The 23,419-nt window shown below is 71.1% G+C and carries 22 protein-coding genes and 1 riboswitch; of the genes, 14 read left to right on the top strand and 8 right to left on the bottom strand.

Annotation, left to right across the window (positions count from 1 at the left end):
• The first annotated feature begins 70 nt into the window (after positions 1–70).
• The 4 genes from ABZ822_RS17090 to ABZ822_RS17105 all read left to right on the top strand — a co-directional run bounded on the left by ABZ822_RS17090 (position 71) and on the right by ABZ822_RS17105 (position 3,631).
• Complete coding sequence (locus ABZ822_RS17090) at positions 71–667, top strand: Uma2 family endonuclease (RefSeq protein ID WP_360853757.1); 597 nt, start codon at positions 71–73, stop codon at positions 665–667.
• Positions 668–807: 140 nt separating this feature from the next.
• Positions 808–1,605, top strand: coding sequence for a class II aldolase/adducin family protein (locus ABZ822_RS17095; protein WP_360853760.1), 798 nt, complete (start codon positions 808–810; stop codon positions 1,603–1,605).
• A gap of 77 nt (positions 1,606–1,682) precedes the next feature.
• Positions 1,683–2,942, top strand: coding sequence for a hypothetical protein (locus ABZ822_RS17100; protein WP_360853763.1), 1,260 nt, complete (start codon positions 1,683–1,685; stop codon positions 2,940–2,942).
• 212 nt (positions 2,943–3,154) lie between these two features.
• Positions 3,155–3,631 carry a DoxX family protein gene (locus ABZ822_RS17105; RefSeq protein ID WP_360854206.1) on the top strand — a complete coding sequence of 159 codons (477 nt, stop codon included), beginning with the start codon at positions 3,155–3,157 and terminating at the stop codon, positions 3,629–3,631.
• Between the two features lie 232 nt (positions 3,632–3,863).
• Here ABZ822_RS17105 and ABZ822_RS17110 read toward each other — a convergent pair whose 3' ends face one another.
• Both ABZ822_RS17110 and ABZ822_RS17115 read right to left on the bottom strand, forming a co-directional pair.
• The gene (locus ABZ822_RS17110) at positions 3,864–4,100 is read right to left on the bottom strand and encodes a hypothetical protein (protein ID WP_360853766.1); all 237 of its coding nucleotides are present in this window, start codon (positions 4,098–4,100) and stop codon (positions 3,864–3,866) included.
• On the bottom strand, positions 4,087–5,427 hold the full coding sequence (locus ABZ822_RS17115; protein ID WP_360853769.1) for a PspC domain-containing protein: 1,341 nt from the start codon (positions 5,425–5,427) through the stop codon (positions 4,087–4,089). Before ABZ822_RS17115 ends, ABZ822_RS17110 begins: the two co-directional genes overlap by 14 nt.
• A gap of 161 nt (positions 5,428–5,588) precedes the next feature.
• Here ABZ822_RS17115 and ABZ822_RS17120 point away from each other — a divergent pair, with 161 nt between their 5' ends.
• The 4 genes from ABZ822_RS17120 to ABZ822_RS17135 all read left to right on the top strand — a co-directional run bounded on the left by ABZ822_RS17120 (position 5,589) and on the right by ABZ822_RS17135 (position 10,365).
• Positions 5,589–7,403, top strand: a complete 1,815-nt coding sequence (locus tag ABZ822_RS17120) for a serine/threonine-protein kinase (RefSeq protein WP_360853773.1) — start codon at positions 5,589–5,591, stop codon at positions 7,401–7,403.
• Between the two features lie 143 nt (positions 7,404–7,546).
• Positions 7,547–8,155: a dihydrofolate reductase family protein gene (locus ABZ822_RS17125; RefSeq protein ID WP_360853776.1), complete on the top strand. Its 609-nt coding sequence runs from the start codon at positions 7,547–7,549 to the stop codon at positions 8,153–8,155.
• A gap of 177 nt (positions 8,156–8,332) precedes the next feature.
• Positions 8,333–9,625: a PspC domain-containing protein gene (locus tag ABZ822_RS17130; protein WP_360853779.1), complete on the top strand. Its 1,293-nt coding sequence runs from the start codon at positions 8,333–8,335 to the stop codon at positions 9,623–9,625.
• On the top strand, positions 9,625–10,365 hold the full coding sequence (locus tag ABZ822_RS17135; RefSeq protein WP_360853782.1) for a response regulator transcription factor: 741 nt from the start codon (positions 9,625–9,627) through the stop codon (positions 10,363–10,365). Before ABZ822_RS17130 ends, ABZ822_RS17135 begins: the two co-directional genes overlap by 1 nt.
• Positions 10,366–10,377: 12 nt before the next feature.
• Here ABZ822_RS17135 and ABZ822_RS17140 read toward each other — a convergent pair whose 3' ends face one another.
• Positions 10,378–10,809: an ATP-binding protein gene (locus ABZ822_RS17140; protein ID WP_360853785.1), complete on the bottom strand. Its 432-nt coding sequence runs from the start codon at positions 10,807–10,809 to the stop codon at positions 10,378–10,380.
• 96 nt (positions 10,810–10,905) lie between these two features.
• Between ABZ822_RS17140 and ABZ822_RS17145 the strand changes: the two genes are divergently transcribed.
• Positions 10,906–11,721 (top strand): helix-turn-helix transcriptional regulator, encoded by an 816-nt coding sequence (locus tag ABZ822_RS17145; protein WP_360853788.1) that lies wholly within the window; start codon positions 10,906–10,908, stop codon positions 11,719–11,721.
• On the top strand, positions 11,718–12,029 hold the full coding sequence (locus ABZ822_RS17150) for a DUF397 domain-containing protein (protein WP_360853791.1): 312 nt from the start codon (positions 11,718–11,720) through the stop codon (positions 12,027–12,029). Before ABZ822_RS17145 ends, ABZ822_RS17150 begins: the two co-directional genes overlap by 4 nt.
• 89 nt (positions 12,030–12,118) lie before the next feature.
• Here the strand turns inward: ABZ822_RS17150 and ABZ822_RS17155 are convergent, their stop codons facing one another.
• A complete protein-coding gene (locus ABZ822_RS17155; protein WP_360853794.1) occupies positions 12,119–12,676 on the bottom strand; it encodes an IPT/TIG domain-containing protein in 558 nt (185 codons plus the stop codon).
• A 678-nt stretch (positions 12,677–13,354) separates the two neighbouring features.
• Here ABZ822_RS17155 and ABZ822_RS17160 point away from each other — a divergent pair.
• Complete coding sequence (locus ABZ822_RS17160) at positions 13,355–13,684, top strand: helix-turn-helix transcriptional regulator (RefSeq protein ID WP_360853797.1); 330 nt, start codon at positions 13,355–13,357, stop codon at positions 13,682–13,684.
• A gap of 31 nt (positions 13,685–13,715) precedes the next feature.
• Here the strand turns inward: ABZ822_RS17160 and ABZ822_RS17165 are convergent, their stop codons facing one another.
• Together ABZ822_RS17165 and ABZ822_RS17170 are read right to left on the bottom strand one after the other, a co-directional pair.
• On the bottom strand, positions 13,716–14,507 hold the full coding sequence (locus ABZ822_RS17165) for a hypothetical protein (protein ID WP_360853800.1): 792 nt from the start codon (positions 14,505–14,507) through the stop codon (positions 13,716–13,718).
• Positions 14,508–14,807: 300 nt separating this feature from the next.
• The gene (locus ABZ822_RS17170; RefSeq protein ID WP_360853803.1) at positions 14,808–15,884 is read right to left on the bottom strand and encodes a C40 family peptidase; all 1,077 of its coding nucleotides are present in this window, start codon (positions 15,882–15,884) and stop codon (positions 14,808–14,810) included.
• 273 nt (positions 15,885–16,157) lie between these two features.
• Here ABZ822_RS17170 and ABZ822_RS17175 point away from each other — a divergent pair, with 273 nt between their 5' ends.
• Positions 16,158–16,511 (top strand): hypothetical protein, encoded by a 354-nt coding sequence (locus ABZ822_RS17175; protein ID WP_360853806.1) that lies wholly within the window; start codon positions 16,158–16,160, stop codon positions 16,509–16,511.
• Between the two features lie 186 nt (positions 16,512–16,697).
• Here the strand turns inward: ABZ822_RS17175 and ABZ822_RS17180 are convergent, their stop codons facing one another.
• Complete coding sequence (locus ABZ822_RS17180; RefSeq protein ID WP_360853809.1) at positions 16,698–17,819, bottom strand: NlpC/P60 family protein; 1,122 nt, start codon at positions 17,817–17,819, stop codon at positions 16,698–16,700.
• Between the two features lie 7 nt (positions 17,820–17,826).
• Positions 17,827–17,990, bottom strand: a riboswitch (cyclic di-AMP (ydaO/yuaA leader).
• A 278-nt stretch (positions 17,991–18,268) separates the two neighbouring features.
• On the opposite strand from ABZ822_RS17180, the gene pcrA reads away from it, so the two are divergent.
• Both pcrA and ABZ822_RS17190 read left to right on the top strand, forming a co-directional pair.
• Positions 18,269–20,758 carry a DNA helicase PcrA gene (gene pcrA, locus ABZ822_RS17185; protein WP_360853812.1) on the top strand — a complete coding sequence of 830 codons (2,490 nt, stop codon included), beginning with the start codon at positions 18,269–18,271 and terminating at the stop codon, positions 20,756–20,758.
• A 228-nt stretch (positions 20,759–20,986) separates the two neighbouring features.
• Positions 20,987–21,853, top strand: a complete 867-nt coding sequence (locus tag ABZ822_RS17190; protein ID WP_360853815.1) for an AraC family transcriptional regulator — start codon at positions 20,987–20,989, stop codon at positions 21,851–21,853.
• A gap of 130 nt (positions 21,854–21,983) precedes the next feature.
• On the opposite strand, the gene ABZ822_RS17195 is transcribed toward ABZ822_RS17190, so the two are convergent.
• Positions 21,984–23,312, bottom strand: coding sequence for a hypothetical protein (locus ABZ822_RS17195; RefSeq protein ID WP_360853817.1), 1,329 nt, complete (start codon positions 23,310–23,312; stop codon positions 21,984–21,986).
• Between the last annotated feature and the right edge of the window lie 107 nt (positions 23,313–23,419).

Below are 23,419 nucleotides of genomic sequence, written 5' to 3' on the forward strand. Positions count from 1 at the left end.
CTCATTCTTTCGAGTGGCGGCGTCGCTGTTCGCCCTGGGTAGCCTGAGCGTACGGACCAGACTCACGTCCATGGGAGCACTCATGACCGCTGCGCCCGCGCACCGCTGGCCGGTGCCGCCGCGAGACGGCTACACCGTGGATGACCTGTTCACCCTGCCCGATCTCCCGCCGCACACCGAACTGATCGACGGGAGCCTGGTCTTCGTGAGTCCGCAACGGGATTTCCACAGCGTGGTGATCGACCTTCTCGTGAGCGGGCTGCGGGCCACCGTGCCCATCGATTGGAAGGTGCGGCGGGAAATGACCGTGGTGATCGACAAGCGCAACGGTCCCGAGCCGGACGTCTCCGTGGTGCGGGCCGACGCCGTACAGCGCCGCGCTCAGACGTACTTCCGTGCAGCGGACGTGATGCTGGCCGTCGAAGTGGTCTCGCCGGACTCCGAAGCGCGCGACTACGACACGAAGCCCCACAAATACGCGGGCGCCGGGATCCCGCACTTCTGGCGCGTCGACATGGCCGGGACCGACGAGCGGCCCGTGGTCCACACCTTCGAGCTCGACCATGAGGCCCGCGCCTACCGCTCCACCGGCGTCCACGCCGAGCGGCTCAAGCTCACCGACCCCTTCGAGATCGACATCGACCTCACCGAGATCGACCGCCTGTGAGCCCGCCCCGCGGTGTGTGAACGCACCGGGGCGGAGAGCGGCGGGTCGTGCCGGTTCCGTGAGGGTGCCGCACGGCTCTGTTCTCCGTGGATACGCGGCGGTAGCTTCCGCTCGGAACCACGGAGTCATGAGGAGAGCCGATGCCCGAGCCCGGTCGGACACCCCAGCCCATCCCCACCGAGCAGCTGCATTTCGCGATGCCGCCCACCTTCGACTCGCTCGCCGAGGAGCGGCAGTACCGCAAGGAACGGCTCGCGGGCGCGCTCCGGATCTTCGGGCACCTCGGCTACGAGGAGGGCGTCGCGGGCCATGTCACCGTGCGGGACCCGGAGTTCGCGGATCACTTCTGGGTCAACCCCTTCGGGAAGTCCTTCGACCACATCACCGTCGGGGATCTGGTCCTCGCCAACGAGGACGGACAGGTGGTCGAAGGGCGCCACCACGTCAACCAGGCGGCGTTCGCCATTCACTCGTCCGTGCACCGTGCCCGTCCGGACGTCGTGGCCGTCGCGCACGCCCACTCCACGTACGGGCGCGCGCTGGCCGCACTGGGCGCGATGCTGGAGCCGATCACGCAGGACGTGTGCGCCTTCTACGAGGATCACGCGCTCTTCGACGACTACACCGGCGTCGTCGTGGACGCCCGCGAGGCGGCGAGGATCGCCGCCTCGCTCGGTCCGCACAAGGCCGTCATCCTGCGCAATCACGGTCTCCTCACGGTCGGGGACTCCGTCGACGCCGCCGCGTGGTGGTTCATTACCATGGAGCGGTCCTGCCAGGTGCAGTTGGCGGCGAAGGCGGCCGGGAAGCCGGTTCTGATCAACCACGACGACGCCGTGCAGACCCGCGAGCAACTCGGAAACGATCTCGTGGCCTGGATCAATTACCAGGTTCTGTGGCAGCGGATCACCCACGGCGGCGCCGATCCACTGCCCTGACAGCCCGGACGAATGCGGCACAATTCCCTCTCATCACACGGGCATTGCGGCGCGTGCAGCGAGAGAGGTGTTGTCCCATGGCCGTGGACTCGGCGAGAGACGGTGAGCCGGGTGGCGGTTCCGGCGCCACGGGCGCGACGGACGCTCCCCGCGGCGGCCGTGACGGCGGCGACCGCGACCCCGCGGCGCGGGCCACGGCGGACACCTCGTCCGCGGCACCGGCCGCCACGGCGAAGGACCGCACGGCGCGCGGACGTACGGCAGGTGACGGGCGCGGGAGCGACTGCACCTGCGGCGCCTGCGCCGACTGCGCCCGCGAGGGCCACCGCCGCGCCGTCGCCGCGTTCGTGGCCAAGCGCGAGGAACTGGCCGCGGGCCGCGGCGTCCCCGGCGCGCTCGCCCACTCCACCGGCGCCTCCCGCCAGTGGGTGTCGGACGAGCTGACCCGGTCCGCCCGTACCGCCGCCGACTTGGGGCGCGCGGAGGGCCGTGCCTGGCTGCGGCACGGGCGCGGTGCCCTGGCCGGGCCGCTCGTCGGTGAGGACAACCGCCTGTCCACCTCGCGTACGGTCGCGGCCCTGTGGACGCTGGTCGCCGTCGTCTCCGTCCTCGTCGTCGCCGGGGCCCTCGCCGTGACCGACGACCGGGCGCGGCTGCTCGACGGGCTGCGCCTCGGCCGCGGCGCCGGTCTGCTGGCCGTCCTCGCCCTCGCGTTCGTCGTCGCGGTGGCGGCGCGGGTCATCGTGACGCTGCGGGTGCGCACCCAGCGGCTCCAGAAGGTGGCCGCGTCCCGCCCGCGTGCCGCCGATGTCCTCACGGACGACGCCGGCCGCGGCAGCCTCGCGGACGTGCAGTACGCGGCGGTGGCCGCCGGGGTGGCGGTGTTCGCGGTCGTGGCGCTCGTACGGGAGCCGCAGCGGCTGCCCGCTCTGCCATGGGGGCTCGTCGGGCTCGCTCTCGTCTCCTCCCTCGCCTATCTCGCGGCCAAGCTGACCGACGGCGGCCGGCCGCTGGTGATGTCGGTCGTACGTGCCCGGGAGGCGGGCGACCTCGACGGGCCGATCAGGACCGGGGACGACATCGAGATCCGCGGCAGCGGCTTCGTGCCGCCGGGCGCGGACACGGCGGAAGCCCTCGCCCGAATGGTCGTACGCATCGGGACCGTTCATGTGCATGTGCCGCTCGTGCCGGTCGCGGGCGGCTTCGGCAATCCGACGGATCTGACGCTGACCGTGCCCGTACCGGCGGAGGTCGAGCCGGGCCGGGTCGAGGTCCAGGTGGTCACGGTGACGGGCGCGGAGTCCAACCGCATCCGGATCGACGTCGCGGACGGCTGACCGGCCGGTCCGGTTCATGAGGTTTGGGCCTGGTTGCCGCTGATGACCGCTGGTTGAACCCTCACCGAATCTGCTGCGTACCTCTCGCCGACGCCACCCGCGTGCCGGAGAATCGTCTCCGCGGGGGCCGGCGATGAAGGGCGGACGGCATGGCTCATGGAGCACGCGTTGACCGGAGTCGTACGGGCGGGCTGGGTGAGCCCGTCCCGACGATGCGGGATTCCGCTTCCCGCTTCGCCCTGCTCCCGTTGCGCCTTTTTCTCGGCGTCACCTTTATCTATGCCGGTGTGGACAAACTGACCGATTCGGCCTTCCTCGCCGGCAGTGGCAACGGCTCGATCGGCGACCTCATGCGGAACGTACGCGACGGGGCGGCGATCCCCGCGATGGTCGACCTGGCTCTGAAGAGTCCGACGAACTTCGGCTACGCGATCGCCATCGGCGAGATCGCGGTGGGGGTCGGCACGCTGGTCGGGCTCCTGACCCGCCTGGCCGCCTTCGGCGGCGCACTGATCTCCCTGAGCCTGTGGCTCACGGTCAGTTGGCAGACCGAGCCGTACTACTACGGCAACGACCTCATCTACATGGTGGCGTGGATTCCGCTGATCTTCGCCGGGGCGCCGATGTTCTCCCTCGACGCCAGGCTCGGATCGCGGCGTACGCGCTACGGCACCCAGCTCTACGGATAGCCGCGTCGGCTCCACCCGCCGCGACGTCCCCCCGGAGCCGCCGGATCCACCGAGATCCGCCGGATCTCCCCCCGGATCCCCACGGAGCCGCCGGATCTCGGTGGCGTGCGTCTCGGTGGCGTGCGCCGGATCACACGGACGCCCATCCCCCCGGATCGCCCGCAGAGGCCCCCGGTTCCTTACCGCGCACGGGCCCGTTCCGGCTTCCGCGTCCGCCCGAACCGCGCCCGTTTCAGGGCCCGTTCCGGCTTCCGTTCCCGACCGTACGGCGCCGGTCCGCCCCGCGGCGGACCGCCGACCGCACCACGCCCGTCGCGCCCGCCAGCGACAGGCCGCCGACCACCACGGGGATCAGCACCCAGGCCGGGACGGACCAGGCCCCCGCCGCGTCCAGCGCGAAGATCACGCCGCCGGCCAGCAGGGCAAGTCCCGCGACCAGCTTGCCCGGTTCGAACTCATGGCGTCCCACGGCTCACCACCACCTGTCCCGTGCCCGTCTCCAGTTCGAGGTGGAGGGTGCCGCGTGCCGTGCGCCCCTCCGCCGGCCCGAGCGTCCGGTGCTCGTCGATGCCCGGGGTGACGTCGACGTCGTCCCGCCGGTCGCCCGGCAGCCGCAGGTCGCCGAGGCCGATCTCGACGTCCATCGTCACCCTGGCGTCCTCCGGCACGACGACCCGGAGCTGCCCCGCGCCCACGCTCGCGCGCGTGGACACGGTCTGTTTCTCCCCGAGTTCCACCCTGGACAGGTCCAGCGTCCCGACGCCCGTGCCCAGTTCGTACGCGGGCCGTACGGCGGAGACCGTGGCGGGTCTCCAGTCCGTACGCGCCCAGTCCGCCGTCACGCTCTTCGGCAGGGCCGCCGCGCACGCGAGCAGACCGGCGGTCAGCACCGCCAGCACGATCGTCCCGCCGCCCGCCCTTCCGTAGAACGCGCCCACCACCAGGCCCAGTCCGTAGACGGCCAGCGCGCAGGCGAGCCCCGTCTGCAGGCTGGTCCCCAGCGGTCCGGCGTCCCAGGTGGTGCCGATGCCGGTCGCGCAGGCCGCCGCCGCCAGCAGGAAGACCCACCCGCCGATCCAGGGACTCCGGTGCCGGGCCGGGCGGTATCCGGCCCCCCAGGAGGGCCGTGCGGCGGGCTCCTTGGCGTCCCAGGCCAGGCCGTCGTCCGGCCCCCAGAGATAACCGGTGCCCGTCGTGCCGGTCGACCCGTCCTTGGTGAGCGGGCCGCGCCACCAGGAAGGCGCGTCCGGCGCCGGCGGTGCCTGGGTCTCCGGGGGCGCACCCTTCTGACCGGTGGCGGGAGTTGCCGCACCGGTACCGCCCGCACCCGGCGGGCCCGCGGGCCCTGCCCCCGCCGAAGTCTCCGCCGTGCCCGACTGCTGCCGCCGCTGCGACCAGTGGGCGCACCCGGCGAGGATGCCCAGCACCACCACCGAGAAGAACAGGCGGGTCGGGTGGCCGAGCGTCGCCAGCAGCAGACCGCAGCCCACCAGCGCGCACAGCACGGCGGCCAGCGCCTCGCCCTCCACGCGCCCGTACAGCAGCCGCCTGATCTCGTTCTCGTCCTCGCCCTCGCGCGGAATCAGCAGCCAGGCGACGGCGTACGCGATGAAGCCGATGCCGCTCGCGAGCGCCAGTACGGCCAGCACGACGCGGAAGATGACCGGGTCGACGTCGTACGTCCGGCCGAGCCCGGCGCACACCCCACCGGCCACCTTCGTGCCGCGGCTCCGCCGCAGCGGCGGCGCGCCGCTGAGGTTGCCCGTTCGGTCCGTGGTGGTGTGGTGGTCGGTCATGACTCCATGGTGACGGCGCCGTGACCCTGAGGACATCGGGTCCGACCCTGGTACGACCCTGAGATGTCCCCGGTGGGGACGCGGCAGGTGAACGCCGTTATCGTGGCGGTTCCATGGCATGTCGGGTCCATGGCAGGCGGGGGAGCAAGGGGAGCGTAGAAGTGTCTGACGACACGGGGAGGGACGAGGGGCGTCTCGTCGCACGCCGGTACCGTCTGCTCGAACGGATCGGCCGCGGGGGGATGGGCACCGTCTGGCGGGCGGAGGACGAGCTGCTGGGCCGTCATGTGGCCCTGAAGAAGCTGCACGTACCGCCCCATCTGGCGGACGACGAGCGCGAGACGCTGTACGAGCGGACCCGGCGCGAGGCGCGCAGCGCGGCCCGCATCACGCACCAGAACGTGGTCGTCGTCCATGACGTCGTGGACGACGGCGGGCTGCCCTGCATCGTGATGGAGCACGTGCCGTCCCGGACGCTGGGCGACGTCCTCAAGCAGGAAGGCCCGGTGACCCCGGACGAGGCGGCCAGGATCGGGCGCGGCATGATCGCGGCTCTACGGGCCGCGCACGCCGCCGGAGTTCTCCACCGCGACGTCAAGCCGGGCAATGTGTTGCTGGGCGAGGACGGGCGTGTCGTGCTCACCGACTTCGGGATCGCCGTCGCCTCCGGCACCTCCACGCTGACCAGGACCGGCGAACTGGTCGGCTCGGTGGACTACGTGGCCCCCGAACGCGTCCGGGGCGGCACCCCTGGCCCCGCATCCGACCTGTGGGCGCTGGGCGCCACGCTCTACCAAGCCCTGGAGGGGCGGCCGCCGTTCCGCAAGGACACCGCGATCGAGACCGCCTACGCGATCGCCGTCGACGCGCTGGAACCGCCGCGCAGCGCGGGCACCCTCGGCCCGCTCATCGAGCACCTGCTGGCCAAGGACCCCGAGGCGCGGCCCCCGGCCGAGACCGTCGAGCTGCGGCTGCGCGACCACGCGGCGGAGTCCGAGACGGCGTACGTGGACCGGGGGCAGTTCCCGGGACCGATGGACGTCACCACCACGATGGGGCGCCTGGGCGGTCCGGTGACCGCACCCGGACCCGGGCACAGCGACGGAACCGGCCAGGGCTTCGGCACCGGCACCGGCACCGGCACCGACGGCCACGGCACGGGCGGCTACGGCACGGGAAGCCACGGCACCGGCGCCGTCGCCGCGCACGGTCAGGCGGGCGTCTTCGGACCCCCCGAGGGCGCGCAGGGCGCCGCCCTGTACGGCGGGTACGCCGGCGACACCCCGTCCGCGCCCACGCCGGTGCCCGCGCCACCGCCTCCTCCCCGCCGCAAGAAGGCCCGCGTCGTGGTCTGGACGGCCGTCGCCGTCGTCCTGGCCGGGGCGGCAGGTGGCTACGTCCTGTGGCGCGGGACGGGCTTCGGCCCCGACGCCTCGGCGGACAAGGGGCCCTCCACGCCCACGAAGTCCCAGTCGAAGCCGGAGTCGTCGTCACCGTCGAAGCCGACGGCCAAGCCCTCGCCCCTGCCCGACGGCTACCACTACGTCGAGCACGAGGAGGAGGGCCTCTCCGTCCCCGTCCCGGACGGCTGGAAGGAGAAGGACGCCGCCGGCAGCGCCATCTCGTACGTCGACGGCGCCGAGCTCGTCGGGATCCGCATCAACGTCCTCGACTTCGCGACCACCGACCCCCTCCAGCACTGGAAGGACGACGAGGCCAAGTCGCTGCAGGAGGGCAAGCTGCCCGACTACCAGCAGCTGCGTATGCAGTCCACGACCTTCCGGGGCATGCCCGCCGCCCTCTGGGAGTTCACCTTCGCGGGAAGGGTCCAGCGGTACCGCGCGATCGACCTGGGCTTCGGCGAGCCCGGTGGCAAGGAGTACGCGGTCTATCTGTCCGCGCCCGAGGCCCAGTGGGACGAGAGCAAGAAGATCTTCGACGACGTGCGCAACAGCCTGAAGATCCACGACGAGTGACCGGTGGCCGTACGGGACCGCGCCCGCACCGGCGGGGCGCCGTACGGACGCACCCACGTGTCGGAGACCGATGAGTCCGAGGCCGTCGCCGAGTCTGAACCGGTGTGAGGGGGACCGGTTCACCCGACGAGAGGCAGGACGCCATGACCCGCATCACGCTGACCACCTTTCTGTCCCTGGACGGGGTCATGCAGGCCCCCGGCGGGCCGGAGGAGGACCCCAGCGGCGGCTTCGACCAGGGCGGCTGGCTGGTCCCGTTCTACGACGAGGACATGGGCCGCTACGTCGACGCCTGGTTCCGCGAGGCCGACGCCTTCCTCCTCGGCCGCAGGACGTACGAGATCTTCGCCTCCTACTGGCCGAACCAGACGGACCCCGACAACCTCGTCGCGACCCAGCTCAACACCCTGCCCAAGTACGTGGCCTCCACGACCCTGGAGAAGGCGGACTGGCAGAACTCCACGGTGATCGCCGACGACGTCCCCGGTCGGGTCGCCGCGCTGAAGAAGGAGCCCGGCCGTGAGCTGCAGATCCACGGCAGCGGCGCCCTGGCCCGGTCGCTGATGGAGCGCGATCTCATCGACGAGTACCGGCTCTGGATCTTCCCGGTCGTCCTCGGCAAGGGACAGCGCCTCTTCGCCGACGGGGCGCTGCCCACGGCCATGAGGCTCAAGGAGGCGAGGACGACGAGCACGGGTGTGATGGTCCACGTCTACGAACCGGCGGGCCGGCCGACGTACGACACCTTCTGACCCGTACCTCCCCCGCACGCATCCGCCTCGCACGGCCCGCGCGCGGACGACCGTCCGCGCGCGGCGGCCGGGCCCGAGGCCCGCGGCGCCCGGATGTACTGAGGCGGGCGGAGCCTCGGGGAACGATCAGGGTCGACCCTGATGCCCGCCGTGCTCCGCCCGTGTGACGATCGGGGCATGACCGCCGCTGCCCGCGCTGGAGGCCCCTTCGCCCCGGCGCCCGACGCCCCCGAGGAGCCGGCCCCGCGCAAGCTCTACCGCAGCGCGGACGGCCGCATGGTGGGCGGTGTGGCGCGCGGCCTCGCGGGCCACCTCGGGCTGCCGGTCTCATGGGTACGGATCGTCTTCCTGGCGCTGCTGCTGCTCGACGGGCTGGGCGCGCTGCTGTACGCGGGGTTCTGGTTCGCCGTCCCGCTGGGCGTCGGCGGTGTCCCGGCCCCGCCCGCCGAGCGCACGGGCCCCGACGGCCGCCGGCGGATCTTCGCCCGGAAGCCCGACAAGGGCCAGATCCTCGCCCTGCTGGCCCTGATCGCCGGGATGGCGATCTTCATCGACAGCATCCAGCTCGGCCGGGTCGCCAACGCCTACATCTGGCCGGTCCTGCTGATCGCCGCCGGTGTCGCGCTCGTCTGGCGCCAGGCCGACAACGCCCGCCGCGGGCGCTGGATGGCGGTCGGCCGCAGCAAGGGCGTCCAGGCCGTGGCCCGCAGCGCGGCCGGGGTGGTGCTGGTCTGCCTCGGCGTCACCGGCTTCATCGTGCTCCGCGGCTCGGCCCATCAGCTCGGCACCGTGCTCACCGCCGCGCTCGCCGTCCTGGTCGGCGTCATCCTGCTCGCGGGCCCCTACCTGGTACGGATGACGCAGGACCTCTCCGAGGAGCGGCTGATGCGCATCCGTGCCCAGGAGCGTGCCGAGGTCGCCGCCCATGTCCACGACTCCGTCCTGCACACGCTGACCCTGATCCAGCGCAACGCCGAGGACCCCAGGGAGGTCGCGCGGCTGGCCCGCGCCCAGGAGCGCGAGCTGCGCGCCTGGCTCTACAAGCCGCAGGGCAGGGGCAAGGACGAGGAGGCCGAGCCGGAGACCCTGGCGGAGGCCGTACGGCGGACCGCCGCCGAGGTCGAGGACCACCACGGCGTCCCCGTCGAGGTCGTCTGCGTCGGCGACTGCCCGCTCGACGAGAAGCTGTCCGCCCAGCTCCAGGCGGCGCGCGAGGCGACGGTCAACGCCGCGAAGTACGGTGGCGAGGGCGGGCCCGTACAGGTCTACGCCGAGGTCGAGGGGCGTACGGTCTTCGTGTCCGTACGGGACCGGGGCCCGGGCTTCGACCTGGACGCCGTACCGGAGGACCGCATGGGCGTCCGCGAATCGATCATCGGCAGAATGCAGCGCAACGGCGGGACCGCGCGGCTGCGTTCCGCGCCGGACGGGGGCACGGTAGTGGAGCTGGAGATGGAGAGGGCTTCGTGATGACGGAAGAGGCAGAGAGCCGGAACCCGAGCGAGGCCGAGGCCGCCGCCGACGCGGAAGCCGCCGCCGACGCGACCGGCCGCCGCGTACGGGTCGTGCTGGTCGACGACCACCGGATGTTCCGGACGGGCGTCCAGGCCGAGATCGGCCGCACCGACGAGACGGGCGTGGAGGTCGTCGGCGAGGCCGCGGACGTCGACCAGGCCGTCACCGTCATCACCGCGACCCGGCCGGAGGTCGTCCTCCTGGACGTCCACCTGCCGGGCGGCGGGGGCGTGGAGGTCCTGCGGCGCAGCGCGGCGATGATGGGCGACCCGGAGCAGCCGGTGCGCTTCCTCGCACTGTCGGTCTCCGACGCCGCCGAGGACGTCATCGGCGTCATCCGCGGTGGCGCGCGCGGCTATGTCACCAAGACCATCACCGGCACGGACCTGGTGAACGCGATCTTCAGCGTCGCGGACGGCGACGCGGTCTTCTCGCCACGCCTGGCGGGCTTCGTCCTCGACGCCTTCGCCTCGACGGACGCCCCGCCGGTCGACGAGGACCTGGACCGCCTCACCCAGCGGGAGCGCGAGGTGCTGCGCCTCATCGCGCGCGGCTACGCGTACAAGGAGATCGCCAAGCAGCTATTCATCTCCGTGAAGACGGTCGAGTCCCACGTCTCGGCGGTCCTGCGCAAGCTCCAGCTCAGCAACCGCCACGAGCTGACGCGGTGGGCGACGGCGCGGCGTCTGGTCTGACACCCCGACACCTCAACTCAGAGGCCAGGCCGGGAGCTTCAGCGCGTACCACACGGTCTTGCCGATGCCGCACGCCCGCGGATGCGCGCCCCACTCGTCCGCGAGCGCGGCGACGAGCGCCAGGCCGCGCCCGCCCTCGTCGTCCGGCGACGCGGTACGGGGCGCGGGCAGCGCGTCGCTCGCGTCGGAGACCTCGACGCGCAGGACGCCGTCCCGCAGGACGCAGCGCGCCCGCAGCTCCCGGCCCGGCGAGACCCGGGCGTGCGTACGGGCGTTGGTCATCAGCTCGCTGAGCAGCAGCACGGCCGTCTCGGTCACGTCGTCCGGGACCTTCCATGCGCGCGCCTGCTCCCGCAGCAGTTGGCGGGAGCGGCCCACGCTGCGGGAGTGACGCGGCAGGCGCCATTCGATGTCCTTCGGTGGTGGGGGAGTTCCGTCGACCATGGCTCAAACGGTGCTGGCCACGGCGTAGCCTCGGCAGTAACGACGCGGGTACGGTGCGTGGTGTACCCCGCGTGCACCGGGGAGAGGCGGGGCGCGATGACGACTGGGAACTCCTCCCAGCCGCCCATGGCTTGGCGGTACTGCGGCAACCAGCTCAAGCTGTGGCGCACGAGAGCGGGCGTGACCCGCGAACAGCTGGGCCAGGAAGCGGGCTACGGCTGCGAGACGATCAAGTCGATGGAGCAGGGTCGGCGCAAACCGACGCTTCGTGTGCTGGAGATCGCGGACGAAATGTGCGGGGCGCAGGGGTTGTTGACCGCGGCGCAGGACTATTTGAAGCCGGAGAAGTTTCCGTCCTATTCGCAGGACTACATGCGATACGAGGCTGAGGCAATTGCACTCAGTTGGTATGAGTCCCAACTTGTCCCTGGACTGTTGCAGACGGAAGCCTACGCGCGAGCGCTCATGAATGGGCATTGTCCGCCCCTCGACGATGAGACGGTCGAGGAGCGAGTGGCGGCGCGGCTGGGTCGTCAGAGCATGCTGGAGAAACAGGTCAAGGGTTTCAACTTCGTCATCGAGGAGACCGCTCTGCGGCGCAGAATCACCGACGCGGACGCTCACACACGGCAGCTGCACCATCTCCTGGACGTCAGCAGGCAGCGCAACGTCACCGTTCAGGTCATGCCGACAGGCCAGGGCTATCATCCTGGGCTCATGGGGCCGTTCGTCGTTCTGGAGACCTCGGAGCACGAGCACCTGGCCTATGAGGAGGGTCAGACGATGGGCCTGCTCTATTCCGTCCCCGAGAAGGTGAGCCTGATCAGGCAGCGCCATGACATGATCCTCCGGCGGGCCCTGGGCCCAGAGGAATCGGTGCGCCTCATCGGGATGTTGGCGGAGGAGCTATGACTGACGCGCTGGCGTGGTTCAAGTCCAGCTACAGCAATTCTGAGGGTGGCGCCTGCGTCGAGGTCGCCATCGCTTGGCGCAAGTCCAGCTACAGCAGTTCCGGCGGCGGCGAGTGCGTCGAGGTTGCGGTTGCCTGGCGCAAGTCCAGCTACAGCGACTCCGAAGGCGGCGCCTGCGTCGAGGTCGGCGCCTGCCCCGGTACCGTTCACGTCCGGGACTCCAAGGACACCTCCGGCCCGCAGCTGGCGTTCACGCCTGCCGCCTGGGCCGCGTTCGTCGCGTTCGCGGCGCGGCAGCCCGTCCCGTAGGCGGGCCCGACGCACCGGTGCCCCGGCGCGGGCACGGCATGTGGAAGATGCCGTGACCGGCCGGGGCATCGGCCTGTGCGGGGTGCGGATCACACGTAGGTGTAACCGCTGGCCACGGGTGCGCTGCCCCCGGGGCCGGTGACGACGACGGCCTGGAGGCCTGCCGTGCCCGCAGGAGTGACACCGGTCAGCACGGTGCCACTGGGGTTGACGACGACGCCGGTCGCCGCGTTGCCGCCGATGGTGACGGTGGCACTGGTCAGGTTGGCCCCGACGATGGTGAACGGCGTCCCGCCGGCGGCGGGGCCGGAGATCGGGAGGATGGCGGCCGGAACCGGCGGCAGCGGGGGAACCACCAGGTACGAGAACGGCACCGAGTTGCTGGTGCCGGTCGGGGTGTTGACCTGGACCGACACGGTCCCGGATCCCGGGGGCACGGTCGCGAGAAGCACGACACCCGGGATGAGCGGGATGACCGTGGGGGACGCGACCCCGCCGAAGGTGACCGAGGTGGGGTTGTTCAGGTTGAGGCCGACGAGCACGACGACGTCCCCGGCGTTGCCGACGGGCGGTACGACGGTGATGAGCGTCGGGCCGAGAACCGGAATTCCCGGAATCGGGGGGAGGGGGATGAGCTGATTCTGCATGGCGAATTGCCTCCAACTGGCGGGGAGCCACCAGAACTTGGTGATCACCCGCCTCTGAGAGTGGGTCGTGTTTCACGCTAGACAGAGCCACCGTGTCAACGGGAGGCGTGAATTCATCAGGAAGAGGCATTCGGTCGCTGATGCGACTATCGGATGACGAGCCGATGGGGAAATCTGTCCCACCCGCGTACGCCGTGCCGTCGAATGTTCGACGCGGTATTCCTGGATACCAACTGCGCATCGGAACCGGCAAGTTGAGGCCCACGGCTGAATTGCCGGTCAGTGGTGTCGCGGATTCCCGGTGGCATGAGACCGGCCCGGAGCCGGGTGGGTGGGGTGTGTCCCGCGTGGCCCGTGTTGCATGATGGCCGGTTCTGTCCGCGCGCTGGGGAAGGCGGGACGCCGGTGCCCCGCGGCGCCCGCGGTGGGCGTCCGCAACGCGTCGTGCGGGGCTCGGTGGGGTGCTTCCGGCTGTGGCGCGAGTCGACCTCGTCCCGTCGGAGTGAATCTCGTCTCGCGCGCCGATGCGTCCGACCTGCATCAGCGCAGGTCAGAGCTGCTCCATTAACTGACGACATGTCAAGTCCGATGTCAGTGCCGTCAATTACACTTTTAGCTTGAGCTAAAGGTGGCATGCTGTCAGAAGGGCACCGGCCCACGAGACTTGGGGGTACCACCATGGCGACCGAAGGCAAGCACAAGGCCGAGTTAGCCGCTGCCAGCCTCGCGCGGCAGGCGACCACGTCCCTGGCGGGGCTGCTGGCCGCCCGAGGCGTGTCCCGCTCCGAGCTGGCCAAGCTCATGGGAGTCAGTCCGGGGCGCGTCAGCCAGATGATGTCAGGGGACGCGAACCTGACGGTGCGATCCCTGGCGAGCGCCGCGGCCGCGCTGGGCGCGTCCGTCGAGATCCGGTTCTTCGATCCTCCGCCGCCGCCGATGCCTGCTCCTCATGGCGAGCTGGGCAGCGGAGACGCCACACGCTGCGGCAGCGTCACGGCACGGTTGTGACCGTCCGGCGTCGGCCGCGCGTCGCGCCGTCTCAGCGCCGCTGGGCGGGCACCGGAGTCTCCCGGTAGCCCCGGGACGTCACCCGCGTGTCCCGCAGGGCCAGGAGCGCCGTGTCGTCGGACCGGCGACCGTAGACGTAGGTCTGCTGCAACAGGAGCTTGAGGCTGTGCTCGGCTTCCGCCCATGCCCGGTGGAGTTCGACGCTTTCGGCAGCCGTGGGGAGCCGCCGCTCCTCCGGCAGACCGCCGGGCGTCGGCAGGCGGCAGGCCTCGCCGATGGCCGCGTGGACGTTCGTCGCGCGCCCGAGGGCGTCGTCCGCCTCCTCGTAGCACGCTTCGATCGACTTGCGCCTGTTCTTGTTGGACTGGCGGGCCAGCGCATGGGCTTTGACCTCGTGGGCGAAGAGCTGCATCTGCGTGATGTCCTCGAAGCCGGTCATCACCGCGTCCGCCCAGTCCGCGCAGTCGGTGGCCATCCGCTCCTCCAGCCGTTCGAGGAGATGCGCCGTTCCGAGGGTCAGGATCCCCGTGAAGGGCTTGGTCGTGTCCGCCTGCACACGCCCGCGGCTGACGACGCCCGCGCCCGTGGCCACGCCCACCGCGATCGGCGGGACCTTGCCGAGCAGCGGCAGCAGGACCAGCAGGACGACGGCGACAGCGGCCATGGCGCCGAGCAGCCCGGCCGAGTGCAGGACGGAACGGCGGGTGCCCAGCAGCCGGCCCTTTCCGTGGTACTGCCGTATCAGGCACACCCAGGCAACTCCCGCGCTCAGGAGGGCCGGTAACACCCAGTTCAGAAATATCGGTGAGTCGTGCCAGCTCATGCAGGTCCCCAGCAGTCGTCCAACGGTGACGAGAACCCGCCATGAGACTGCGGACGCGGTGGGGCAGCTCGCGGTACACCGTGCGGGTCACGCGATGCCTCTGCCGTCCATCGCGATTAACAGAGAGATGATCCCACCGGTTTGCTGACCGAAATCGGTGCTTCCGATAATTCAGGTGCCCAGGAGCAGCCGGTTTCGGCCACGGGGCTGCGCCGCCATGAGGGACTGCGAACCATCGGCGGCCCCGGGCCCGTTCGCCGCACGGGCGAGGAACGGGCGACACGTGGGCCAGGAGCGGACCTAGGCCGGGCGTGTGGCGCCCGAGAACGGCATCTCGTCGATGGGTGCCACCCGCACCGGCGCCCCGGGGCGTGGCGCGTGGATCATCTGCCCGCCGCCGATGTAGAGGCCGACATGGCTGACGCCGGAGTAGAAGAAGACCAGGTCGCCAGGGGCCAGTTGGGAGCGCGAGATCCGCTGGCCCGAGTTGATCTGCGTGTACGTGGTGCGCGGCAGGGACACCCCGGCGGCGCGCCAGGCGGCCTGGGTCAGACCCGAGCAGTCGTAACCGGAGGGGCCCGTGGCACCCCAGACGTACGGCTTGCCCAGGGCGCTCTGCGCGTATGTGACCGCCTGGGCGGCGCGGGCGTTGGGGGCCCGCACCGGGCCGCGGGGCACTGAGCGGCCCGCCCGGCCCGCGATGGCGAGGCCGTCCGCGGAGTGGCCGTCCTGGTCGAGGACCGCCGCGCGTTGCGCCGCCGTCAGCCGGTCGAGCAGCCGCTCGGCCTCGCGGAGCTTGCCGTGCACGGTGCGCTTGTGTCGGCCCAACGCGGCCTGGTGGTCCTTGAGTTCGGACAGTTTCCCGGACGCCTCGCTCCGTACCTGCTCAAGGGCGCGGAGCTGTCGCTGGACGCCGGAGACGGCAGTCGCCTGGCGGCTGCCGGCGCGCTCGACGACGGCCGCACGGTCGAGGTAGTCGTCGGGTGAGGAGGAGAGGACGAGCTGGAGCGCCGGGTCGATGCCGCCGGAGCGGTACTGGGACGTGGCGATCGAGCCGAGCGCGTTGCGTGAGGCGCTGAGCTTCCCGGTCCTGCGGGCCGCCTCGTCGCGGAGACGGTCCAGGGACCGCTGCGCCGTACGCGTCTTCTCCATCGCGCCGTTGTACTTCTCGGTGGCGACCTCGGCGTCGTGGTGGAGCCGGTCGACCTTCTCCCGCACCTGCGCCGGGGTGGGCGCCGGGTCGGCCTGGGCGGCTCCTTCGAGGGCGACGGAGCCCGCCGCGCCCGCGAGGGCGAACGTCGCGGCCGTACGGACGGCGGTGCTGCCCGTCAGCGAGCCGATGAACGATCGCTGCCTGGGCTTCCTGTGCGAGGCCACGGCGGTCGTCACTTCCTTCCCCTGGTCTCCGGTGGCCTTGCGGAGGGGGCCGTTCCGGGGTGCCGTACGGGCACCTAGGGGGAGGACGTTAATCCGCTTCGTCACGGTCGTGAGCCGGGATGACCGGGACTGAAACGTTTCGGTACGGCACTGATCGTACGGACCGGGTGATTTCCCCACGCTGTGGTCATTCGCCCTCCGGGCATGACCGAAGCGGCAATTGAGGGCCACCTGAGTGGGAGCGGCTGCTATGGGCCCGGCTAGGCTCCGCGCATGGACATAGCCATCAATGTCTTTGTCGGCCTGCACATCATCGGCATCGCGGCCCTGCTCGGCGGCTTCCTGAACCAGATGAAGGCGATGGGCCAGGGCACCGCGCGCTTCACGCCGGGCATGCTGCACGGCGCGCTGACCATGCTCGTCACCGGTGTCGCGCTGGTGGGGCTGAACCAGGCCGACGACCAGACGGTGAACAACGTCAAGATCGGCGTGAAGCTCGCCGTCCTGGTCGTCATCCTCGCCCTCGTCTATGTGAAGCGGGACGAGGAGAAGGTCGAGAAGGGGGCTTTCGGCGCCGTCGGCCTGCTCACGCTTGCCAACATCTTCATCGCCGTGCTCTGGACCTGACGGCGACCTGAGGGCGGGCCTGTCCGCCGCTCCCGTGTCCGAACACCCCGCCCCCGTGGACACCGCGCAGCCCCCCGGCCGCGCGGTGCCTGACCGTACGGGCGGGTCCCGCCCCGCCGCCGGGGCCGGACACCGCCCGGCACCAAGGGGTGCCCCGGCCGGGGCACCCCTTGAGAAGAGCCGCTGCTACGCGGGCCGGACACTGCCGTAGATCGGCATGTACGTGATGGCCTCGGTGCGGACGTTCGCACCCGGCTTCGGCGCGTGGATCATCTGGCCGTTGCCGGTGTAGATGCCCACGTGGCTGATGTCGTCGTAGAAGAAGACGAGGTCACCCGGCTTCAGGTCCTCGGTGGCGACCCGCGTGCCGACCTTCACCTGGTCCCAGGTGGTGCGCGGCAGCGAGACCCCTGCGGCCTTCCAGGCGCCCTGGGTCAGACCCGAGCAGTCGAAGGAGTTGGGGCCGGTGGCCCCCCACACGTACGGCTTGCCTATCTGGGCCCGCGCGAAGGCGAGCGCCTTCTCGGCCTTGGCCGAGTACGAGCCGGAGGAGCCCTCGGCCTGGCCGGAGCCCTGGTCGGCCTCCTCCTGGCGCTGCTTCTCGGCCTGCTGCCGGGCCAGTTCCTCGGCCTTGCGCTTGGCCTCGGCCTTCTTCTTGCGCTCGATAGCGGCCAGCCGAGCCTTCTCCTCGGCGGTCAGCTTCGACAACAGCTCGCGTGCGTCCGAGAGTTTGCGCTGCACCGACTCCTTGGTGGTGCGGAGCTGCTTCTGCGACTCGGTCAGACCCGCCAGGCTCTCCGTGGCCTCGGCGCGCTTCTTCGTCGCGGCGCGCTGCTGGGTCTGGAAGTCCTCGACCGCCTGCTTCTGCTGCCCGGTCATACGGGACATCAGATGGTCCTGGTCGAAGTAGCTCTGCGGATCGTCGGCGAGCATCATCGTGGCCGTCGACGCCATGCCGCCGTTGCGGTACTGGGTGGCCGCGTAGCTGCCGAGCAGCCGTCGCGCCTCGTTCAGCTTCTCGGTGCGCTTGGCGACGTCGTCGAGCAGCCGGTCGACGCGGGTGCGCTGCTGATCCGTGCGTTCCTTGGCCTGGTTGTACGACTGCGTGGCGCTGCCGGCCTGCCGGTAGAGCTCGTCCACCTTCTTCTGGACTTCTTCGATGCCCTGTTTCGGCTCGCCCGGAGCCGCCTGCGCTGTCTGCGACAACAGGCCGACCGATGCGAGGGCCGCGGTCGTCAGCCCGACGGCAGCCCGGCCCGAGCCGGGTGACGTGAGGCCACGAAGCCGCGATTTGCGGTGCGACGCCAAGGCGCGCGTCTCCTTCCGTGGACCGCTTACCGGGTTAGCTGTCGGGTTCGGGCGATCGGAAGGCTGCCCTACGGCGCCGCGCCGACGGACTGCTCAGTGCACGTGCGCGGGCCGATTCACCCCGGTGGGACGTGTGGGTCCCCGGTTCCGGATGCCGAGGGGACGTCGGTCGGACATCCGCCGGGCAGCGCCGGATTCAGCGGAGGCGGCTCGTGCCGACGCGGGTCGTCGACGGGGGGTTGCGGGCCACCTGAGCGAGCACGGTAGCCAACGTGTGGGGTACCTGTGAAGGCTGATGTTCGATATGCCCGAAACCTTTTCGTGACCAATCCGCGGCATGATCGTTCGGACCCGGATCCGGGTCCGGCGGAACCGGATCGGGGCTCCGTCCGTCCGACGACCGGGATCCGGCGTGGGCTGTCGGTCCGGCCGCCTAGACTCGGGGAGCGATGAGCAGCCTCTTTGACGACAACTTCCTGGCGGGCTTCCAGCACCGCGCCCCGGGCGCCTCCGCCCACGCGGGACGACCCGGTGAGGAGCACCCGCCCCCGCCGCCCGAGGAGGGCGGCGGCGAGGAGATCTCCGCCGATCTCTTCGGCGGCCGCTTCGACGCCTCCGCGGACGAGGAGGCGCGCGAGCGGTACTACCGCAACGGCGCGCACCGCCCCGTGGTGGACACCGCCGCGCTGCTCGAGGGGCTGAACGAGGAGCAGCGTTCCGCCGTCGTCCACAGCGGCTCTCCGCTGCTCATCGTCGCCGGGGCCGGCTCCGGCAAGACCCGGGTGCTCACCCACCGCATCGCGTATCTGCTCGGCGCCCGGCAGGTGCACCCCGGCCAGATCCTCGCGATCACCTTCACCAACAAGGCCGCGGGCGAGATGAAGGAGCGCGTCGAGGAGCTGGTCGGCCCGCGCGCCAAGGCGATGTGGGTCTCCACCTTCCACAGCGCCTGCGTCCGCATCCTGCGCCGCGAGAGCAAGAAGCTCGGCTTCACCTCCAGCTTCTCGATCTACGACGCCGCCGACTCCAAGCGCCTGATGTCACTGGTCTGCCGCGACCTGGACCTCGACCCGAAGCGCTATCCGCCGAAGTCCTTCAGCGCGAAGATCTCCAACCTCAAGAACGAGCTGATCGACGAGGAGGACTTCGCGGGGCAGGCGTCCGACCCCTTCGAGAAGACCCTCGCCGAGGCGTACACGCTGTACCAGTCGCGGCTGCGCGAGGCCAACGCGCTGGACTTCGACGACATCATCATGACCACCGTCCATCTGCTCCAAGCGTTCCCCGACGTGGCCGAGCACTACCGGCGACGCTTCCGCCATGTGCTGGTGGACGAGTACCAGGACACCAACCACGCCCAGTACATGCTGGTGCGCGAGCTGGTCGGCACCGAGGACACCGCCCCCGAGGACGGTGTGGGCGAGCTGTGCGTCGTGGGTGACGCCGACCAGTCGATCTACGCCTTCCGCGGTGCCACGATCCGCAACATCCTCCAGTTCGAGGAGGACTACCCCGACGCGACGACGATCCTGCTGGAGCAGAACTACCGCTCCACGCAGACGATCCTCTCCGCCGCCAACGCGGTCATCGAGCGCAACGCCGACCGCCGCCCCAAGAACCTGTGGACGGAGGCCGGAGCCGGATCGGCCATCACCGGCTACGTCGCCGACACCGAGCACGACGAGGCACAGTTCGTCGCCGACGAGATAGACCGCCTGACGGACGAGGGCGAGGCCAGAGCAGGAGACGTCGCCGTCTTCTACCGCACCAACGCCCAGTCCCGGGTCTTCGAGGAGATCTTCATCCGGGTCGGCCTGCCGTACAAGGTCGTCGGCGGCGTCCGCTTCTACGAGCGCCGCGAGGTCCGTGACGTCCTCGCGTATCTGCGGGTGCTGGCCAACCCCGAGGACACGGTGCCGCTGCGCCGGATCCTCAACGTCCCCAAGCGCGGCATCGGTGACCGTGCCGAGGCGATGATCGAGGCGCTCGCGCTGCGCGAGAAGGTCTCGTTCGCCCAGGCGCTGCGGCGCGTGGACGAGGCGTACGGCATGGCCGCGCGCTCGGCCAACGCCGTCAAGCGGTTCAACACCCTGATGGAAGAGCTGCGGACGATCACCGAGTCCGGAGCCGGTCCCGCGACGATCCTCGAAGCCGTCCTGGAGCGCACGGGCTATCTGGCCGAACTCCAGGCGTCCACCGACCCGCAGGACGAGACGCGGATCGAGAACCTCCAGGAACTCGCCGCCGTGGCGCTGGAGTTCGAGCAGGAGCGCACCGAGGAGAACCCGGGCACCCTCGCCGAATTCCTCGAACAGGTCGCCCTGGTCGCCGACTCCGACCAGATCCCCGACGAGGGCGAGGGCGAGGAGGGCACCGGCGTCATCACGCTGATGACCCTGCACACCGCCAAGGGTCTGGAGTTCCCGGTCGTCTTCCTGACGGGCATGGAGGACGGCGTCTTCCCGCACATGCGCGCCCTCGGCGACACCAAGGAGCTGGAGGAGGAGCGGCGCCTGGCGTACGTGGGGATCACACGCGCGCGGGAGCGCCTGTATCTGACGCGCTCGACGATGCGCAGCGCGTGGGGCCAGCCGTCGTTCAACCCGCCGTCCCGCTTCCTGGAGGAGATCCCGCCGACGTATGTGGAGTGGCGCCGTACGGGCGGTTCCACGCCGTCGGCCTCGGCGGCGGCCGGGGTGGGCGGCGCGTTGTCGGCCTCGCGGTCCAGGTCCGGACCGAGCGGCTTCGCGACGCGCAGGGCGACGGACCGGCCGGTGATCTCGCTGGCGGTCGGGGACCGCGTCACGCACGACCAGTTCGGTCTGGGGACGGTCATGTCGGTGGCAGGCAGCGGGCACGACGCGAAGGCGACGATCGACTTCGGCGACGAGAAGCCGAAGGTCCTGCTGCTGCGGTACGCACCGGTGGAGAAGCTCTGAGGAGCGGTTCCGGAGCCTGAGACGAGGCCCTGCGACGGGACCCAGTGACGGGACCCGGCGAGGGGCCCTGCGAACGGTCGCGGCTGTGCGGTGGGCGGTGCGGCTCCGGCACGGCTCCATCCCTACCCGGGTGTTCCGCCGTACCCGACCGGACCGGGCACGGAATGTCGGGCCCGGCCCAGCGGCCCCTTCCTAGCGTGGTGGAAGCGGAAGGGATGGAGGCACGGAGTGCTGGAGCGGCTGAACCAGGCGCTGGACCACATCGAGACGCACCTCGATGAGGAGATCGAGGTGTCCGAACTGGCGCGGATCGCGGTGACGTCGGAGTACCACTTCCGGCGGATGTTCTCCGCACTGGCGGGGATGCCGCTGTCGGAGTACGTCCGGCGCCGGCGGCTGACCGTGGCGGGAGCCGATGTGCTCGCCGGGGAGCGGACGCTGCTGGAGATCGCGGTGCGGTACGGCTACACGTCGGGGGAGGGCTTCGCGCGCGCGTTCCGCGCCGTCCACGGCGTGGGCCCCGGCGAGGCCAGGCGCACCGGTGCGGCTCTGCACTCCCAGCCCCGCATCTCCTTCCGGCTCATCGTCGAAGGGAGCAGCACCATGCGATACCGAGTGGTGGACAAGGAACCGTTCTGCGTGGTCGGCAGGAAGGCCCGGGTTCCGCTCGTCCACGAGGGGATGAACCCGGCGATCGCCGCGTTCATCCGGAGCATCGACCAGGAGACGCTGGCGCGTGTCACCGCGCTGTCCGACCAGGAGCCGCGGGGAATCGTCGCCGTGAGCGACGCCCTCGACCCGAGCCGGGCCGAGGGGACCGAACTCGACTACTACCACGCGGTGGTGACCCGGTCCCCGGGTCCTGAGGACCTGGACACGCTCAGAGTGCCGGAGGGTGCCTGGGCCGTCTTCGAGAGTTCAGGGCCGTTCCCGCAGGCACTGCAGCATCTGTGGCGGGACGTGTTCACGCAGTGGTTCCCGTCCAACCCGTACCGGAGCCGACCGGGCCCCGAGATCCTGAGCACCCGGCTGTCGCAGGACGGGACGCAGGCGGACGCGGAGCTGTGGATCCCCGTGGAGCGGGCCACGGGCTGAGCGGGTGGATGCGCCGGATCCGGACGCGGCAACGGGCCGTACGGCCGGGCCCGTTGCCGCGGGCGTCAGGACGAGTCGGACTTCAGGGCGAGCTGTGCGTCGCGCGAGCCGCCCGTGGGCGAGCCGCGCGTCAGGGCGAGGTGGGCTTCAGGTCGCCGATCACACCGATCCGGAGCCCCAGCCACGGATATGTCGCGTTGTAGAAGACGTTGTCCTGGGGCTGAAGCCCGATCGCCGAGAGCCACATCTGATAGGCGGGGGCGTTGGCGGTCCCGCCGTGCAACCGCCGCCAGACCCGCGGGGAGGTCCCGCCGTTCGGGGGCGGCGTGATGGTGTCGGTCCACTCGACGGCGTTCCCGCCCTGGTCGAACGTGCCCCACGGGGAGACCGTCCGGGCCTGCCCGACCGTACCGACGCTGCCCTGGAAGAGCTTGGCGTACGCGATGGGGTCCACCCCGATCGGATTGACGGTCGAGCAGGCGGCCGGTCCCGCCTGCGCCGGGCACCAGCTCGGCGCGGGCTGCCCGTCGGCGTGATAGGTGGCCAGCGGCTGCGTGGCCGCGTTGGTCACGTCGCCGGTGGTGGGATTCAGGACCGACGGGCTGGGCGCGGTCGCGTCGCCGTCGCCGAAGACACCGGCGTTGGTGGGGTACTTCCAGTACGAGTACGTGCCGCCACCGGTGGGGTCGTAGTAGGCCGCCTTGATCCACTCGTTCTGGCTGGGCACCACGAAACCGGAGTTCCGGGTCCGCGTCGGGGCCCGCCGGGCCAGGTCGTACATCCCGCGCTCCGTCCGCGGGGACAGCTCGACCTCGTAGGTGACGTAGGTGAAGCGGCCGTCGGTGGTGGCCCGTTCGCTGATCACCCGGCCGTTGACCAGGGAGTTGGCGAAGCGCGCCGACTTGAGGAAGTCGGCGAAGGCGTACGGCTTGGAAGCCCACTCCGGGTAGGCCACGGAGTAGTGGCTGCCGTCGGAGGCCGAGGAGGAGAAGGCGATCTGGCCGTACTTGGGCCAGGCCGAGGCGCCCTCGTTCTCGTCGTAGAGGTCGTGCGGGTCGCGCCCGGTGGGATCGGCCGTGTTCAGAAAAGCCACAAACTGTTCGACGGTGACTTCGAGTTGACCGATCTCGTAGGGGTAGCGAACGCCGCCGACCATCAGGCAGCCGCTCGATCCGGACGGCGCGTCGGCGCACGACCGGTAGACGGCATCGGTGAACGGGACGACGCCCACCGGGGGATTACCGGGGGAGCCGACCTTGGCGGTGGTCACCGTGATGACCGGGCGCGTGCCGGGGGCCGCCGGGGCCCCGCTCCCGAGGAGGGCAGGATCGGCTGCGGCGGAACCGGCGACCGCGCAGGGGGCCAGCAGCGCGGCCGCCGCGCAGACCGTCAGCGTGGCCCTGCCGATACGGCGTCGGCCGTTGCCGCGCGTGCGGCCGGAGATGTGGTGCGTGCGCATTGCCGGGCATCCCTTCCGCCATGACCGCCCGCCCAGTGGCCGACAGGCGGCCGAGCGGCCCGACGATCACGGGCGCCGGGGGAGAACACGCTAGCCGGGCTGCTCAC

It is taken from the genome of Streptomyces sp. NPDC047108 (assembly GCF_040643575.1).
Lineage (GTDB): Bacteria > Actinomycetota > Actinomycetes > Streptomycetales > Streptomycetaceae > Streptomyces.

Coding starts and splice junctions, on each gene's coding strand:
- ABZ822_RS17090 (WP_360853757.1), top strand. CDS start 71: ATGGGAGCACTCATGACCGCTGCGCCCGCGCACCGCTGGCCGGTGCCG.
- ABZ822_RS17095 (WP_360853760.1), top strand. CDS start 808: ATGCCCGAGCCCGGTCGGACACCCCAGCCCATCCCCACCGAGCAGCTG.
- ABZ822_RS17100 (WP_360853763.1), top strand. CDS start 1,683: ATGGCCGTGGACTCGGCGAGAGACGGTGAGCCGGGTGGCGGTTCCGGC.
- ABZ822_RS17105 (WP_360854206.1), top strand. CDS start 3,155: ATGCGGGATTCCGCTTCCCGCTTCGCCCTGCTCCCGTTGCGCCTTTTT.
- ABZ822_RS17115 (WP_360853769.1), bottom strand. CDS start 5,427: ATGACCGACCACCACACCACCACGGACCGAACGGGCAACCTCAGCGGC.
- ABZ822_RS17125 (WP_360853776.1), top strand. CDS start 7,547: ATGACCCGCATCACGCTGACCACCTTTCTGTCCCTGGACGGGGTCATG.
- ABZ822_RS17130 (WP_360853779.1), top strand. CDS start 8,333: ATGACCGCCGCTGCCCGCGCTGGAGGCCCCTTCGCCCCGGCGCCCGAC.
- ABZ822_RS17135 (WP_360853782.1), top strand. CDS start 9,625: ATGACGGAAGAGGCAGAGAGCCGGAACCCGAGCGAGGCCGAGGCCGCC.
- ABZ822_RS17140 (WP_360853785.1), bottom strand. CDS start 10,809: ATGGTCGACGGAACTCCCCCACCACCGAAGGACATCGAATGGCGCCTG.
- ABZ822_RS17145 (WP_360853788.1), top strand. CDS start 10,906: ATGACGACTGGGAACTCCTCCCAGCCGCCCATGGCTTGGCGGTACTGC.
- ABZ822_RS17150 (WP_360853791.1), top strand. CDS start 11,718: ATGACTGACGCGCTGGCGTGGTTCAAGTCCAGCTACAGCAATTCTGAG.
- ABZ822_RS17155 (WP_360853794.1), bottom strand. CDS start 12,676: ATGCAGAATCAGCTCATCCCCCTCCCCCCGATTCCGGGAATTCCGGTT.
- ABZ822_RS17160 (WP_360853797.1), top strand. CDS start 13,355: ATGGCGACCGAAGGCAAGCACAAGGCCGAGTTAGCCGCTGCCAGCCTC.
- ABZ822_RS17165 (WP_360853800.1), bottom strand. CDS start 14,507: ATGAGCTGGCACGACTCACCGATATTTCTGAACTGGGTGTTACCGGCC.
- ABZ822_RS17175 (WP_360853806.1), top strand. CDS start 16,158: ATGGACATAGCCATCAATGTCTTTGTCGGCCTGCACATCATCGGCATC.
- pcrA (WP_360853812.1), top strand. CDS start 18,269: ATGAGCAGCCTCTTTGACGACAACTTCCTGGCGGGCTTCCAGCACCGC.
- ABZ822_RS17195 (WP_360853817.1), bottom strand. CDS start 23,312: ATGCGCACGCACCACATCTCCGGCCGCACGCGCGGCAACGGCCGACGC.